The organism is Cellulosilyticum sp. WCF-2, assembly GCF_003990395.1.
In the GTDB taxonomy this organism is placed as follows: domain Bacteria; phylum Bacillota; class Clostridia; order Lachnospirales; family Cellulosilyticaceae; genus Cellulosilyticum; species Cellulosilyticum lentocellum.
This window is the reverse complement of record NZ_CP034675.1, coordinates 4,084,718-4,099,868: the sequence shown is the minus strand read 5'-3', so window position 1 is coordinate 4,099,868 and position 15,151 is coordinate 4,084,718. Positions and strand designations below refer to the sequence as shown.

13 protein-coding genes are annotated in these 15,151 nt (G+C 33.8%); 12 read left to right on the top strand and 1 reads right to left on the bottom strand.

Translation table 11 applies throughout. The features are described 5' to 3' along the window. Nucleotides 1–5: 5 nt before the first annotated feature. The 8 genes from EKH84_RS18610 to EKH84_RS18575 all read left to right on the top strand — a co-directional run bounded on the left by EKH84_RS18610 (nt 6) and on the right by EKH84_RS18575 (nt 9,337). The gene (locus EKH84_RS18610; RefSeq protein WP_127067448.1) at nt 6–2,879 is read left to right on the top strand and encodes an ABC transporter permease; all 2,874 of its coding nucleotides are present in this window, start codon (nt 6–8) and stop codon (nt 2,877–2,879) included. 130 nt (nt 2,880–3,009) lie between these two features. Continuing rightward, entirely contained in the window at nt 3,010–4,365 is a 1,356-nt protein-coding gene (locus EKH84_RS18605) for an MATE family efflux transporter (protein ID WP_127067447.1), read from the top strand. A 24-nt stretch (nt 4,366–4,389) separates the two neighbouring features. Next, a complete protein-coding gene (locus EKH84_RS18600; RefSeq protein WP_013658099.1) occupies nt 4,390–4,959 on the top strand; it encodes a TetR/AcrR family transcriptional regulator C-terminal domain-containing protein in 570 nt (189 codons plus the stop codon). A 184-nt stretch (nt 4,960–5,143) separates the two neighbouring features. Beyond that, entirely contained in the window at nt 5,144–5,725 is a 582-nt protein-coding gene (locus tag EKH84_RS18595; RefSeq protein WP_190283394.1) for a manganese efflux pump MntP, read from the top strand. A 15-nt stretch (nt 5,726–5,740) separates the two neighbouring features. Beyond that, the gene (locus EKH84_RS18590; RefSeq protein WP_127067445.1) at nt 5,741–7,123 is read left to right on the top strand and encodes a radical SAM protein; all 1,383 of its coding nucleotides are present in this window, start codon (nt 5,741–5,743) and stop codon (nt 7,121–7,123) included. Continuing rightward, nucleotides 7,116–8,144, top strand: coding sequence for a lysylphosphatidylglycerol synthase transmembrane domain-containing protein (locus tag EKH84_RS18585; RefSeq protein WP_127067444.1), 1,029 nt, complete (start codon nt 7,116–7,118; stop codon nt 8,142–8,144). Before EKH84_RS18590 ends, EKH84_RS18585 begins: the two co-directional genes overlap by 8 nt. 241 nt (nt 8,145–8,385) lie before the next feature. Further along, nucleotides 8,386–8,790: a secondary thiamine-phosphate synthase enzyme YjbQ gene (locus EKH84_RS18580; protein WP_127067443.1), complete on the top strand. Its 405-nt coding sequence runs from the start codon at nt 8,386–8,388 to the stop codon at nt 8,788–8,790. 106 nt (nt 8,791–8,896) lie between these two features. Beyond that, the gene (locus EKH84_RS18575) at nt 8,897–9,337 is read left to right on the top strand and encodes a hypothetical protein (RefSeq protein WP_127067442.1); all 441 of its coding nucleotides are present in this window, start codon (nt 8,897–8,899) and stop codon (nt 9,335–9,337) included. Nucleotides 9,338–9,342: 5 nt separating this feature from the next. On the opposite strand, the gene EKH84_RS18570 is transcribed toward EKH84_RS18575, so the two are convergent. Beyond that, nucleotides 9,343–10,080: an HAD family hydrolase gene (locus EKH84_RS18570; protein ID WP_127067441.1), complete on the bottom strand. Its 738-nt coding sequence runs from the start codon at nt 10,078–10,080 to the stop codon at nt 9,343–9,345. Between the two features lie 127 nt (nt 10,081–10,207). On the opposite strand from EKH84_RS18570, the gene EKH84_RS18565 reads away from it, so the two are divergent. The 4 genes from EKH84_RS18565 to EKH84_RS18550 all read left to right on the top strand — a co-directional run bounded on the left by EKH84_RS18565 (nt 10,208) and on the right by EKH84_RS18550 (nt 15,039). Continuing rightward, nucleotides 10,208–11,260: an SGNH/GDSL hydrolase family protein gene (locus tag EKH84_RS18565; RefSeq protein ID WP_013658092.1), complete on the top strand. Its 1,053-nt coding sequence runs from the start codon at nt 10,208–10,210 to the stop codon at nt 11,258–11,260. Between the two features lie 210 nt (nt 11,261–11,470). After that, nucleotides 11,471–11,671, top strand: a complete 201-nt coding sequence (locus tag EKH84_RS18560) for a cold-shock protein (RefSeq protein ID WP_242825805.1) — start codon at nt 11,471–11,473, stop codon at nt 11,669–11,671. A gap of 197 nt (nt 11,672–11,868) precedes the next feature. Beyond that, complete coding sequence (locus tag EKH84_RS18555; RefSeq protein WP_127067440.1) at nt 11,869–14,337, top strand: beta-mannosidase; 2,469 nt, start codon at nt 11,869–11,871, stop codon at nt 14,335–14,337. Nucleotides 14,338–14,481: 144 nt separating this feature from the next. Continuing rightward, the gene (locus tag EKH84_RS18550; RefSeq protein ID WP_243118613.1) at nt 14,482–15,039 is read left to right on the top strand and encodes a PadR family transcriptional regulator; all 558 of its coding nucleotides are present in this window, start codon (nt 14,482–14,484) and stop codon (nt 15,037–15,039) included. The last annotated feature ends 112 nt before the right edge of the window (nt 15,040–15,151 follow it).

The window sequence follows — 15,151 nt, the reverse complement described above, 5'->3', positions numbered from 1 at the left end:
AGCAAATGCTACATATTATTATAAAGAAGATGCAGAGCAATAAAACTTTGTTTATATGTCTAATAATAGGAGCTGTACTTGTAACTGCTCTTACTTGTAGCATCCCTCTTTATACATCAGGTGCTTCAACAAAAGTTCTTAGAGAAAGTCTAGAACAGATACGAAGTGATACTGATACTTATCCAGGAGAAGTGACGATCGAGTACCCTGTTCAGTTTGATACATCTGAGGGAAATCCGATGGATAAAGTAAATGAGATAGAAGCTAAGGAAGTAACCCCACTTAAACAGCAGCTGGGACTTCCTATTGCAACTGAAAAAACTACCATTAAGACTGCGGATGCTGACTTATATAGGCCTATAAAGCCAGATGATAAGGAAAATTATGATAAAGTAAGTGATGAAATATGGGCTATTAAAGATATGGAAGAACATATTTCAATTGTAGAGGGAAGAATGTTCCAGCAAGAGATAACAGATGACTGCTTGGAGATTATCTTATCAAGAGGAGCTTATAGTAAGTCAAGTATGACATTAGGTGAAGAAATCGCGCTGGTACAGCATGGGGACTGGTATGGAAGAGGTGAGATGCCCAAGAAGTATATCAAAGTAAAACTTGTAGGTATTTATGAAATGGATGACCCAAGTAATGATTTCTGGAGACTTAGTAAGATAGATTATGCTAAAGGTATTATGGCTCCTTATAATGCTTTGGTAGAGCAACTATTTGTAGAGCATCCTGAGTGGATGGCCAAAGTCTACTGGCAAATAGGTTTTGACTATAAGCAAATGGAAATTTCACAGGTTAGAGCTATTAGTAGCAGAATAGACAAGATGGGAATACGCTTATTTAATCGTTTGATAAGTTCTAAAGTAATAGCAAAGTTTTCTTCTACCTTAAAAAGCTATGAGATTAAAGAGAAACAGCTGATTTTTACCATTTGGATATTAATTTCTCCTATCATGTTAATGTTGGTACTATACATTTGTATGATTTCACAACTCATTGTTATGAATGATCAAAATGAAATAGCAGGCTTAAAAAGTAGGGGAGCGAGTAAGTGGGATATTCTTAAAATTTATTTATGGGAAATTTTTATTATAAGTAGTATTTCTTTTATTGTAGGCCCATTATTAAGCCTATTAATATGTAAGCTTATAGGAAGCTGTAGCGGCTTTTTAGAATTCGTGGGACGAAAAGCCCTACCTATTAAGGTGAGTGTAGAGATATATGCTTATGCACTAATGGCACAAATTATCTTTTTTATGACCATGATTATACCTGTACTTATTTATTCGAAAGTTAACATTGTTGAGCACAAGCAAAAGAGTAAGAAGAAGAAAAACCTATGGCAAAGGACATGGATTGATATCATATTACTCGTTATTTGTGCCTATTGGTACTATAGTTATATGAGAAACGAACAAATGATAGTTACAGAAAATATTGATCCATTATTATACTTAGTAGCCACGTTATTTATTATTGGGCTGAGCCTTTTATTTATTAGGGTATATCCATGGTGCATTAAATTGATTTATACACTTGGTAAAAATAAATGGGCACCTACTTTATATGCAACTTTAAATCATATGAGTAGAATTAAGGGGGGCGAACAGTTCATTATGCTATTTATGATAATGGCCATTGCTATTGGTATTCTTAATGCAAATGAAGCCCGAACCATTAATACTAATAGAGAAAATAGCATTAATGCTAGGAATGGGGCAGAAGTGGTAGTAATACCTTCATGGAAAGACCGTAATGCCTTTTTTTCTAATAAGAGTGTAACAGGAGAAGAGTTAGGTGTTGTAAGAGTTGATTACTGGGAAGGTGGTAATGACTATGAGTATGAAAAACTAGATGAAGTTCAAGAGGTAACCAAAGTTGTTACTAAAGAAGCAGATAGGACTATGGTGGGTAGTGTGATTATACCATCTACTTCTACGATTATGGGTGTTGAGCCGACATCCTTTGGAAAGGTGGTATGGTCTGACCGAGAGATTTTACCTGTATCCATTAATGAGTATTTGAATATTTTAGCTAAAAAGAACAATGCCATGTTTGTATCGTCTAAAATAAAGGAATATGGCACAGTAGAGGTTGGAGACACCATACGTGTTAGTCTGAAAAATAGTAAGGGCATAAGTTTAGGAGAAGTAAAAGGTGTTATTTGTGGTTTTATTGATTATTGGCCTTCCTTAACTAATAAAGTATATAAACCAGGACATAAGAATGAAGACCCTTATCAAGATAATATGATGATTATTTGTAATTTAAATTACCTACAAAATAGTCTAGGAACACTTCCTTATAATATATGGCTCAAGAAAGCATCAGGAGTAACGGATCAAGTTTTATTAGATGTCATAAAAGAACAAGAAATAAGTTATAAAGAGATTCATTTTACTAGAAGCCAAATTATTGAGAAGAGAACAGATGCCTTTAATATGGGTATCAATGGTATGCTCACTTTAGGTTTCATTATTATTATGTTAATTACTTTAATTGGATTTATTATTTATTGGATGATATCTATTAAAGGAAGAGCACTACAATTTGGTATTTTAAGGGCTATGGGACTTAAACAAAAGCAAATGGTAATAATGCTTGCTTTAGAGCAGCTGTTTATATCGGGTATAGCCGTTACAGTAGGCATTTTAATTGGAGGGTTAACCAGTGACTTGTTTATTCCACTAGTATATAAAGCAGTAAGTGATGTAACACAAGGGTATCCCTTTAAAACGTTTTACTTAAGAATAGATTATTATAGAATATATATCTTTATTGTCATTGTATTAATGAGTGGATTAGGCATTGTAATAAGAGGTATGAAGAAGATGAAGCTTTCACAAATTATTAAATTAGGGGAAGAATAAGAAGAAAATCAGGGAGACCGTCAAAAGAAGCGATCTGCCTGATTTTTTTATTTGCATTGCCACCCCTTTTATAAAAAGCTATAATATAAAAATAGTCTATGAAGAAATATACTAGAAAGGGAGAATATAAATGACGAAATCAACTCCTTCATTTTATAAAATGGTATTGGCATTGGTTTTGCCCATGGCACTTCAAAATTTGATTAATGTCGCTGTTACTTCTGCAGATGTTATTATGCTAGGCAAAGTAAATGAAACAGTGCTTTCAGCCTCATCCTTAGCGGGGCAAGTACAATTTGTAATGACACTCTTTTTCTTTGGGATTACCTCTGGAGCGGCGGTACTTACAGCACAATATTGGGGACAAAAGGATACAAGAACCATTGAAAAAGTAATGGTTATTGCACTTAGAATATCCCTTGTAGTAGCACTATTTTTCACAGCTACTGTTCTTATTTTTACTGAGCCAGTTATGAGGATTTTTACTAAAGAAGTTGATGTTATTGCAGAAGGTGTGAAATACTTAAGGATTATTGCTTTTTCGTACATATTGACGGCCATTACCATGGTTTATCTTAACATCATGCGTAGTGTTGAAAAGGTAATGATTTCAACGCTGGTTTATTTGATTTCACTGATTGTGAATATTATTTTAAATGCTATTTTTATTTTCGGACTTTTAGGCCTTCCTGCCTTAGGCATACAAGGAGCTGCTCTTGCTACACTTATAGCACGTTTTGTAGAATTGTTAATTGTAATTGTTTATGCAACTAAGTTTAATCACACGATTCGTTTTCACATAAAAGATGTGTTTACTAAAAATCAATTGTTAGAGAAAGACTTCTATCGATATTCAGTTCCAGTTATTGCTAACGAACTGATGTGGGGAGCAGCTTGTGCTATGAATACAGTCATTATTGGTCACATTGGTAAATCAGTAGTAGCAGCTAATTCAGTAGCCCAAGTTACAAGACAATTAGCCACAGTAGTTTCCTTTGGAATTGCTGGGGCAGCAGCGATTATTATTGGTAAGACCATTGGAGAAAAAGATGAGGAAACTGCTAAAGTGTATGGCAAGAAGTTTGTCCACCTTAGTTTATATGCTGGCGTAATAGGGGGACTTATTATCTTAGTCATTAGGCCAATTGTGATGAGTAACTTAGCACTTACTAAAGAAGCACAAGGTTATTTATCAATTATGATGTTTGTAATGAGCTATTTTGTAGTGGCACAGTCTTTTAATGCTAACTTAGTAGTAGGTGTTTTTAGAGCAGGAGGAGATACGAATTTTGGTCTTATTATCGATGTTGTAACTATGTGGTGTGGCTCATTATTATTAGGGTTTTTATCAGCATTTGTGTTTAAATGGCCAATTGCTATTACATATATTTTGTTAATGAGTGATGAGCTCATTAAGATTCCGCTTACACTTTATCGCTACAAGTCTATGAAATGGCTAAGAAATGTGACAAGAACCATTACTTAGCTGTTAAAGTAAAGGAGGAGAACGGTGAGTCAGAAAAAGAATGTAAAGGAGCTTTTAGCAGAAAGCTTCAAAGAACTTTTACTTGAATGTGCCTTTGAGAAAATTACTATTAAGATGATTACTGACCGAGCAGGTGTCATACGCCCTACCTTTTATAACCATTTTGCAGATAAGTATGAAGTATTAGAATGGATTTGCTATACAGATATTTTTGAAGCAGCTAGAATACTTATTAATACGGACATGTTGGTTGAAGCAGTAAAATTACTTTTTACCAAGTTAGAGGTTCATAAGGACTTTTATACAAGGGCAGTGAAAATAGAAGGGCAAAATGCTTTTGAAGAAATTTTTTATCAGCATTTAGTAGAATTGTTTGAGGAAAGTTTTAAGATAAAGGGAAAAGAAATAAAAGGGCATAATTTATTAACCAATCATAATGTATCCCAGTACTATGCCAAAGGATTAACTTTTTTAATTCAGCAGTGGCTCTTAGCAGGATTACCAGTAGAAGCCAAAGAAGTCACCAAAAGCTATTATGATTTAATGTCTCATTCACTTGAAGAAATTATTGAGGGAAATTCATCCTTTAATTAATTAAAAGTAATAAGCGTTATACTACAAAAAATTTATACAGAATAATAATGATGTTTAAAAGCGGCTACATTAGCCGCTTTTTGTCGTTTTTAGGACATAAATCGGCGATTAATGTAGCTGTCATTTTGATCACCTCCTTTTTATAATAAGGTTAATTAAAAATATGAAGGAAAGGAGTGAAACAATGCAGTTTTGGGAAATCGTCATTGTAGCTATTGGACTAACCTTAGAGGCTTTTAATACAGCTATTATTAAAGGTGCAGGCCAAAGAAATTTAACTAAAGGGAAGTTATTTGGCATAAGTTTAGTGTATAGCATCATACAAATAAGTCTTTTAGGTCTTGGTATTTTTCTAGGTTGGTTACCGATGAAGCATTTACAAGGACAACATTTTATAGGAATAAGTGAATGGTTTTCAGCCTTTATTTTAATAGGCATGGGTGTTAAAATGCTAGCTATTATGATAAAACATAAGCAAATTACAGAGCAAAGAGAAAAGGATTTGAATTATAAAGACATCATTAAACTTGCACTTACCACTGGCTTTGATTTGATTGCATTCGGTGTAGTATTAGCACTTTTAGGTACCTCTATATTAAGGGGTTTAATACTTGTTTTTAGCTTAACGGCACTTCTTGTGACCTGTGGTTTATGGATGGGTTATAGACTAGGGACAAAATATAAGTATGTAGTTGATGGCTGTAGTGGCGTGATTCTCATCACCATGGGTGTAAAGGTGGCTTTACACTATTTTCAGCTTATTTAAAGGAGGACGGATTAAATGTTAAACGTAAAGTATCATGTGGAAAAAGCTGTATTAAAACAATTATTAGGTTATCTTAGGAAGGATCCGGAACAGCATTTAAGTAGTATTGTTTCTTTATTACGAAAGGTGGATACAGGAAAGCTTTATACTAGCCAATTTGATATGGTAGAGGAGCTTCTTAAGGAAGAAGATAATAACTGGGTAGAGCTTATGACTAAGCTGACCAAAGAAGTACATCCTCACATTTTAGAAACTATTTTTAGTAATTTCTTGTTAAATGCCTCTATTAAAGGATGGGAAGAAATAGAGAAAAATAGGGAGAAATATGGGCATGATATTCCGTTTACCTTGCTTATTGATCCAACCACAGCTTGTAATAAAAAGTGCATTGGCTGTTGGGCAGCAGATTATAATAAAGCACTTAATTTAAGCTATGATGAGTTAGATAGCTTATTCACTCAAGGAAAAGAATTAGGCATTTATTTTTATATCATGACAGGTGGCGAACCGCTTATTAGGAAAACAGATATTTTAAAATTAGCTAAAAAGCATAATGATTGTGTTTTCATGATTTTCACTAATGGTACCCTTATTGATGAAGCGTTTTGTAAAGCTTTGTGTGAAGTAGGTAATATTGTACCAACTATTAGTGTTGAAGGTTTTGATGATGCTACAGATGGTAGACGAGGTAAAGGTTCATGGGAAGATATTAAACGTGCTATGGCAGTTATGAAAGATAACCGTGTGCCTTTTGGCTTTTCAACTTGCTTTACAACAGCTAACTGCGATAGTGTTTTATCAGAAGCATTTATTGATATGATGATTGATAGAGGAGCTTATTTTTCTTGGTACTTTACTTTTATGCCTATTGGATGTGGTACAGATACCTCTTTAATGGCTACGCCTGATCAAAGAGAAAAGCTTTATCGTACCATTCGTCACTGGAGAGAAACGAAGCCTATTTTCAATATGGATTTTTGGCATGATGCAGAATATGTAGGTGGTTGTGTAGCTGGCGGTAGACGTTATTGTCATATTAATGCTAATGGTGATGTGGAGCCTTGCGTATTTTGTCATTACTCAAATGCTAACATTAAAGAGGTATCGCTAATAGAAGCTTTAGGGCAACCTTTATTTAGAGAATATCAAAAGAATCAACCTTTCAATGACAATCAATTTAGACCTTGTCCTATCTTAGACAATGCGCCTAAAATTGCTGAAATGGTGAAAGCTTCTGGTGCTAAATCTACAGAATATGTTAATCCAGAAGATGTGGATGATTTAGTAGCTAAGACCATAGAGTATGGTAAGACTTGGGCAAAACGTGCAGAGCCATTGTGGGAGGAAAATTTAGCAAGTAAAACAAAAGTTAAAAAGCAGGGAAATACTTGTGGATAGTAAAGAAGTGAAAACAGGGTACAAAGGTATACGCATCATAGGCTTTACAAGTTTTATGCTTCTTTTAATCTACTTGTTTTTTAAAGATACATATGTAGAAATAGGTTTACAACTTAAAACAGCGGCATTAGGAGGAATTCTACTCATTGCTTTATTAGGAATAGCCTATGTCATATGCGATGGTATTTTAGTTGCTATATTTGCTAAAAAACATAGGTCTACCTATACCTATAAAGAAGGCATTTTAACTGTATGGTATGCTACTTTTTATAAAGGGATTACCTTTGGAAGTGGAACAAAGGTGGCACAAATGTATATGCTAAATGAGCAGGGAATACCACTTGGAATCAGTGGAAGCTTTTTAACTTTAAATTATGCCTTGCATAAGTTGTGCGTGCTTTTATATATGAGTCTAACTATTTCAGGATGGCAGCAACACTTAGCCCATTCCTATACAGGGTATATTTATTTTGGATATGGTCTTAATCTCGTTATTATTGGATGTTTAGTACTGGCATGTACTTGGAAAAGATTTCATGAGCTCATTTTGTGGCTGCTTCGTAAAGGACTGGAAGCTATTAATAAAATAGAACTTTACGAAGTGGTAGAAGCATTTTTAGTAGATTTAGAAAAAGAGAGCCGTACTTTCTTTAAGGCGAAAGGAAGACTTATTATTTGTACCCTACTTAATTTAATTAAATTAAGCTGTTGGTATATGATTCCTTATATTGCTTACTGGAGCATGACTAGAGAAATGCCACCTATAGACTTTTGGGAAGGAATGGCACTTGCCTCAGTAATGAATTTATTAGTAGGCGTCATACCAGCACCAGTAGGAATGGGATCTAGTGAACTGGTTTATTTAATGCTATTTAGCAGTTTATTTGGTAAGTTAACCACTGATTCTACTATGCTACTTTATCGAATGGCTAGTTATTATTTACCCTTCTTAATAGGAATAGGGGTAGTCATGATGAGGCGATTCAATAAAATAAAAGAGGGGGAACCCTGTGAAACTTAAAATTATAAATATCAATTAAGTTATATAGAAAAGAGAAGGATGATAAGTCTTTTAAGATGAGGCCTCCTTCTTATTTTTTTTGCTAACTTGATAAAAGAAAATACTTAGGTGAGAATGGTAGTTGTTAATAAGCAATAGAATATGGAGCTGTCTACTCATTGAAATTATATAAGAAAATCTATGTCAGCAATCCTTCTATCAGGTGTATAATAATAAAAATAGTAACAAGGGAGTGGAAAGGATGAATTTATTTGAACATGAACTACAGATAACGAGTAGACAGATGCTTGTAGATATTACAAGTGCAGTAAAAAAAGATTTAGAAAAAAGTGGGGTAAAAGAAGGGATTGTAGTTGTTTACTGTCCTCATACTACTGCGGGGATTACCATTAATGAGAATGCAGACCCCGATGTCAAAACAGATCTTATTTATGGTTTTGAAAAGGCTTATCCTACTACAGACAAAGAGTACCTTCATTATGAAGGGAATTCTCATTCACATTTAAAAGCCAGTACAGTAGGAAGTAGTGAAACACTCATCGTACATGATAGTGAACTTATCTTAGGAACGTGGCAAGGTATTTATTTTTGTGAATTTGACGGTCCTCGTGTACGCCATTTTTATGTGAAAATTATGGAAGGCTAAGAATAAGCAAAAACAAAGTGATGGGGCAAGCTGCATAATTCTAAACCGTTATCCTCATAATAAAGGCAAGAGTTTCACAGCATAGATAATGAGAAAGGGTTTTTAGATGAAATATATAGTACTTTCCCCAGATCAAAAGCTTATTGGGTTTGAAGATAGCGAACATGTTCTTGAATATTGCTTGGAAGTAGATAATGATAGCTTAGATGATTATTGTGAAGAGCAAGAACTGGTTTATGAGACTATGACACCTACTGAAATAGGACAAATTTACACGAATATTGGTGCTATTTCAGGAGGATGTCAGATTTTTTTAGTAAGTGATGTACTTAATTTAATGAAAGAAAATGCAGTAGATGAGTATTATATTGAAGAGGCCAAGGCACTCTTTGAAAATAATAAAAAACTTTATAAGGAAATGACATGCCCTGGCTATATAGAAGATTTATTAGGAGAACTGACACCTATTTATCCTTCTAATTTAACAGAAGGTATTTATTTTATGGAAAATATAGATGCACCTAATGATGAAAAGGATAATGGTTAGGACTGTCAGTTAGTTATGCCCTCAATTTTACCAAGTATAAGGGAGGTGGCTTTAGTAAGGCCGCCTCTTAATACCTTATATTGCGCATGAAAGTCTTTAGGATAATGAGGAGATAAATTAGAATGGATGTAAAGTGAAGCTATGCCGCTATCATAAGCACCTTCACAGTCAGCATTATAATCATTACCAATCATTAAGCAATCTTGAGGAAGAAGTTTCTCATTTTTTAAAAGTATTTCATAAAAAGCTGAGTCGGGTTTACAGCAGCAGTAATCTGAAGAAAAATAAATACCATCAAAATAATCTTCAATACCTAAGATACGCATTTCTTTTAAGGTAAATTCTCGTTGGGCATTGGAAAGTACAAAAAGTTTCTTGCCAGCTTTTTTTAAGCTACTAAGGAGCTCATGAACACTAGGATAGAGCTTAACATATTTAGTAGAGAGAATCCGAAAGCACTGCATAGCCGAAACTGTTAAATCAGCAGAAGGTATGACTGCTTTAGCAAGAAATAAATCTCTAAATACTTGTTCTAAAGGAAAATCAGGATAAGGTGTATGTGTTTGCTTAGTTTTATAGCTATTTACTTTTTCTATGTAGGCATCCTTTAAAGTGGTAGCTGTATAAAGAGCACCATTAAAAGCATAAAAAGAACTAAGCTTTTGCCAAAGTAGTGAAGATTCTTCATTAGTATGAATGTCAATTAAAGTACCATATAAGTCAAAAAGATAGTGTTTGTACATATAAATCTCCTTTGTGAATATTCTGAGTTTATTATAGTTATAAAATGAAAAGTTATCAACATTAAAAAGGATTAAAGAAATAGTAAAGTAGTAAGGGATTAATCTTAAAGGAATGAGGATGTAGGGAATGAAATATCAACCAACTGAAAATAATGTGAGTATATATGGAAGAACTTTAACAAAGGCAGGAATGCTTTATCTTGGCTATTCTTGTACAGGGATAGCTTTTACTTGCGCAGCTAGAAGTGTAAAAGCACGTTTATGGAGTAACAGTAATGCATGGGGAAGTGATTTAAAGGCAGTAGTGGCTGTTTTCGTCAATGATGAACTATATAAACGTTTTGTCTTAGAGGAAATAGAGGCCGATTATGTCCTTTATGAATCAGAGGAAGTGAAGTCTGTAAAAATAAGTTTAATCAAGTTATCTGAAGCGGCTTTTGCCAAGGTGGGGATTAAAGAAATTGATATAGAAGGAAATGATGTGCCAAGACCTATCGGGCCAAAAGCAAGAAAGATAGAGTTTATAGGTGATTCCATTACTTGTGGTTATGGGATTGAAGGAGAGTGGAACAAGTCTATCTTTAACACAAGAGAAGAAAATCCATGGGAAGCTTATGCAGCTACTACAGCCAGAGTACTTGAAGCGGATTATCATCTTGTTTCCTGGAGTGGTAATGGTATTATATCAGGGTGGACTGAAACAGGTGAAATCAATGATGAATGTTTGATGCCAGAGCTCTATGAATATACAGATTTAAGTTTAGAAAAGTCACTAGGGCATGAAAGTTATGAGAAATGGGATAGTAAGCGTTTTGAGGCAGATTGTGTAGTGGTTAATTTAGGAACCAATGATGCTAGTTATACTAAGCATGAGCCAGATCGTATAGCTGCTTTTGGAAGAGGTTATTATCAGTTTTTAAAACGTATAAGAGAAAAACAGCCTAAGGCTTATATTGTTTGTACTTTGGGCGTTATGGGGGCAGACTTATATCCTGAAATAGAAGCTCAAGTAGCACGTTTTAAAAAAGAAGAAAAAGATGAACGTATAGCTACTATGGCCTTTCGTTTACAAGAAGAAAGTGATGGAATTGGTACAGATTGGCATCCTAGCATGCTTACACAAAAAAAGATGGCAGAGCAACTTATAAATAAGCTTCAAGGTTTACTGAGTTGGACATAGATAAAAAGATTTTATTTAAAAATAAAATAACAGTTTGACAGTTGTATGGAAATCGTATATAATAAAAACGTACTTGATATATGTTTATAGATTTCACGCATTATTAGAGATTATAATATATATGATTAAGACGTATATATGTGATTTCTAACAATGCGTGAATTTTTGTTTATATCCATTACAACAATTATTCATAATAGGAGGTACCGCATAATGACAGGTACAGTTAAATGGTTCAACGCAGAAAAAGGTTTTGGTTTCATCGCTAGAGAAGATGGAGATGATGTATTCGTACATTTCTCAGCTATCCAAGGTGACGGATACAAAACTCTTGAAGAAGGTCAAAAAGTTAACTTTGAAATTACTCAAGGTAACCGTGGCGCTCAAGCAGAAAACGTTACAAGAGCTTAATTAGCGAACTAAAAGTCCAAGGGATTAGTCCCTTGGACTTTTTTTGCTATATTCTTTATGAGGTGAGAAATCTAATAGATGAAAGTCCTAAAATATATAAATGAATATTTTTACGATTTCTGAATAGAATGATGCTATTTTCATGCTAAAAGCTATTATAAAATTTAATTATAGATACATTTTAAGGAGGAATTAGCATGAAAGGAATAAAATTGAATGGTAAGTGGCAATTTAAAAGCCGAAAAGATCAGGATTGGTTAGAAGCTTATGTACCAGGCACTTTATATACAGATTTACTCAGATTAGGCAAGATGAAAGATCCTTTTTATGGTGAGAATGAGGAAGAAGTAAAGGCCTTATCAGAATTAGATTATGAATACAAGAGAAGCTTTGAGGTTTCAGAAGCATTGTTGACTCAAGATAAAATTGTTCTTGAATGTAAAGGAATTGATACGATAGCAGAGATTTTTATTAATAAGCAAAGCGTCGGAAAAACTCAAAATATGCATAGAACTTATGAATTTGATGTAAAAGGTATACTAGAAGTTGGAATAAATGAGATTCATATTATTATTGATTCACCACTTCAATACATCAAGCAAAAGGATGAAGAAAAATCCTTATGGGGAGTATCAAGTACAGTCCCAGGTTATCAACATATTCGAAAAGCTCACTGCGCCTTTGGGTGGGATTGGGGACCACAACTTCCTGATATGGGTATTTTTAGAGAGATTGCTATTAAAGCATATAGCGAGGCAAGACTGACAGATTTATATGTCAAACAACAACATAGTACTGATGGTGTAAAGCTAGGAATAGAAGTAGAAATAGAAAAGCTTACTTCAAAGGAATTACTTGTTGAATGTCAAATAAGTGATGCTAAAGGGCAGATGGTTGCTCATACATACGAGGCAGCAAATGACTTAACAGCATTTAATATAAATATTGAGAATCCAGAACTATGGTGGCCTAATGGATATGGTAAGCAACCACTTTATGAAGTTAAGGTTATTTTAAAGAATGAAGATAAAGAGTGTGATGTTTTAAGGAAAAGAATAGGTCTGCGCACCTTAAGGATTAAGAAGGAAAAGGATCAATGGGGGGAAGGTTTCTGTTTTGAAATAAATGGCTTGAGTATTTTTGCGCTAGGTGCCAATTATATTCCAGAAGATAATTTGATGGGAAGAAATACACTAGAAAGAACGAGAAGAATATTAGAGACTTGTATTCGTTCAAATTTTAATTGTATACGTGTTTGGGGTGGAGCTTATTACGCAGAAGATTATTTTTATGACTTATGTGATGAACTAGGGCTTATTGTATGGCAAGATTTTATGTTTGCTTGTGCAGTATACAATTTAACAGAAGACTTTAAAGACAATATTATGGCTGAATTTGAAGATAATATTAGACGACTAAGAAATCATGCAAGTCTTGGATTATGGTGTGGTAATAATGAAATGGAATCAGCTTGGTGCTATTGGGGACTTCCTGAAGACCAGAAGCTGAGATTGGATTATCTTAAAATGTTTGAAGAAATACTTCCAGAAATGGTAAGAAAGTTTGATCCACAAAGATTTTATTGGCCATCCTCTCCTTCTTCAGGAGGCGGATTTTTTGAGCCAAGCGCACAGGATAAAGGAGATGCACACTATTGGGATGTATGGCATGGTAAGAAGCCGTTTGAGGATTTTGAAAATCAGTATTTTAGATTTGCCAGTGAATATGGTTTTCAATCCTTTCCTAGCATGAAGACCATTAGAACGTTTGCAGAAGAAAAGGACTTTAATATATATTCTCCAGTTATGGAGCAACATCAAAAATGTATTGATAATGGTCATGGGAATGCAACAATAATGTACTATATGGCTCAATACTATCCATACCCAAAGAATTTTGAGATGACTTTATATGCATCACAAATTTTACAAGGAGATTGTTTAAAAGTTGCTATCGAACATTGGAGAAGAAATCGTGGTAGATGTATGGGATCTACTTATTGGCAATTAAATGATTGCTGGCCAGTAGCTTCTTGGGCAACTATAGACTATTTTGGAAGATGGAAGGCATCTCAATATTATGTAAAAAGGGCTTATGCACCAGTGCTTATATCTGCTAAAGCAGAAGAGGGAGGATGCAGCTTATACATTACTAATGATACATTAGAGGTGTTTAAGGGAGAAGTAAGTTGTCAGATTGTACATCAAACTAAAGGAGTACTTCATGAAGAAGTATTTGGAGTAACAGCTGAGAGCTTATCAGTAAGGCATATGATAACCATTCCGTATCAGCAGTATATTACTAATAGAAGTGATGAAAGAAATATCTACATTGTTTATAAGCTCTACAGTGATAAAGTATGTATTAGTTCAGATACATTATTATTAGTTAAGCCTAAGCAATTTGAATTTAAGGAGCCTGGGTTAAAAGTTGATATAGTAGAATATGAAGACCATTTCGGAATAAAAGTAAAAAGTGATGTATTTGCAAGACGTGTAGGAATTGAGTTTAAGGAAATCGATACGATATTAGAAGATAACTATTTTGATGTATATCCTAATATAGTCAAAGAAGTTAAGTTGATGAAAGCAGACTTAGATAATGATATAACAAGAGAAATGCTACAAGATCAAATCAAGCTTACTAGTGTATATGATTTAATGTAAGCAACAAAGTGAAGAAAGGCAAACTGTAGTTGCAGTTTGTCTTTTTTCAATGCACAAATAATAAATTGAAAATTAAAAATAAATATAACTTTAAAAATTAGATAATTGAGTATACAATATATCTATACGATATATTTAGAGGAGGTGTTTAAGATTCTAGAGTCTATTGTTTTAGGTATGGTACTAGAAGATGATCTAACAGGCTATGATATAAAAAAGCTTATAGAAAATGGTATTGGTATTTTCTATAAGGCTAGTTTTGGTAGTCTGTATCCTGCACTGAAAAAGCTAACTGTAAATGGGCATTTAACTACTTACGAGCAACCTCAAGGGGGTAGACGAAAAATATTTTATCATATTACAGAGGAGGGAAAACAGCATTTCTTTGAGTGGCTTTCAGCACCTATAAATATACTTGATGGAACAAACACGCATTTAGCTAAAGTATACTTTTTTGATAAATTGCCACCAGAAATCCGTGAACATCAATTACTGGAACATGAAATGAATAACATTAATTATTTGAATAAACTTCAAGCGCTAGAAAAGGATTTTGATAAGATAGAAAATAAGGATGGCTTTTACTATAAGCTATCTACTCTTTACTATGGCATTTGTATAACACAGGAAACAATTCGATGGTGCCGCCATGTTCGGAGTCAAAAACAACTATCTGAATTAATTGAAGGAGAGGTAGAATAATGAATGGATTAGGAGCCAGGCATCCTATACTTGTTTTATCGCATTATAGCTGTGAAATACATTGTTATCATTTAGATGGATATAAGGCAAAGAAAGGATGGCTTGTCTAACA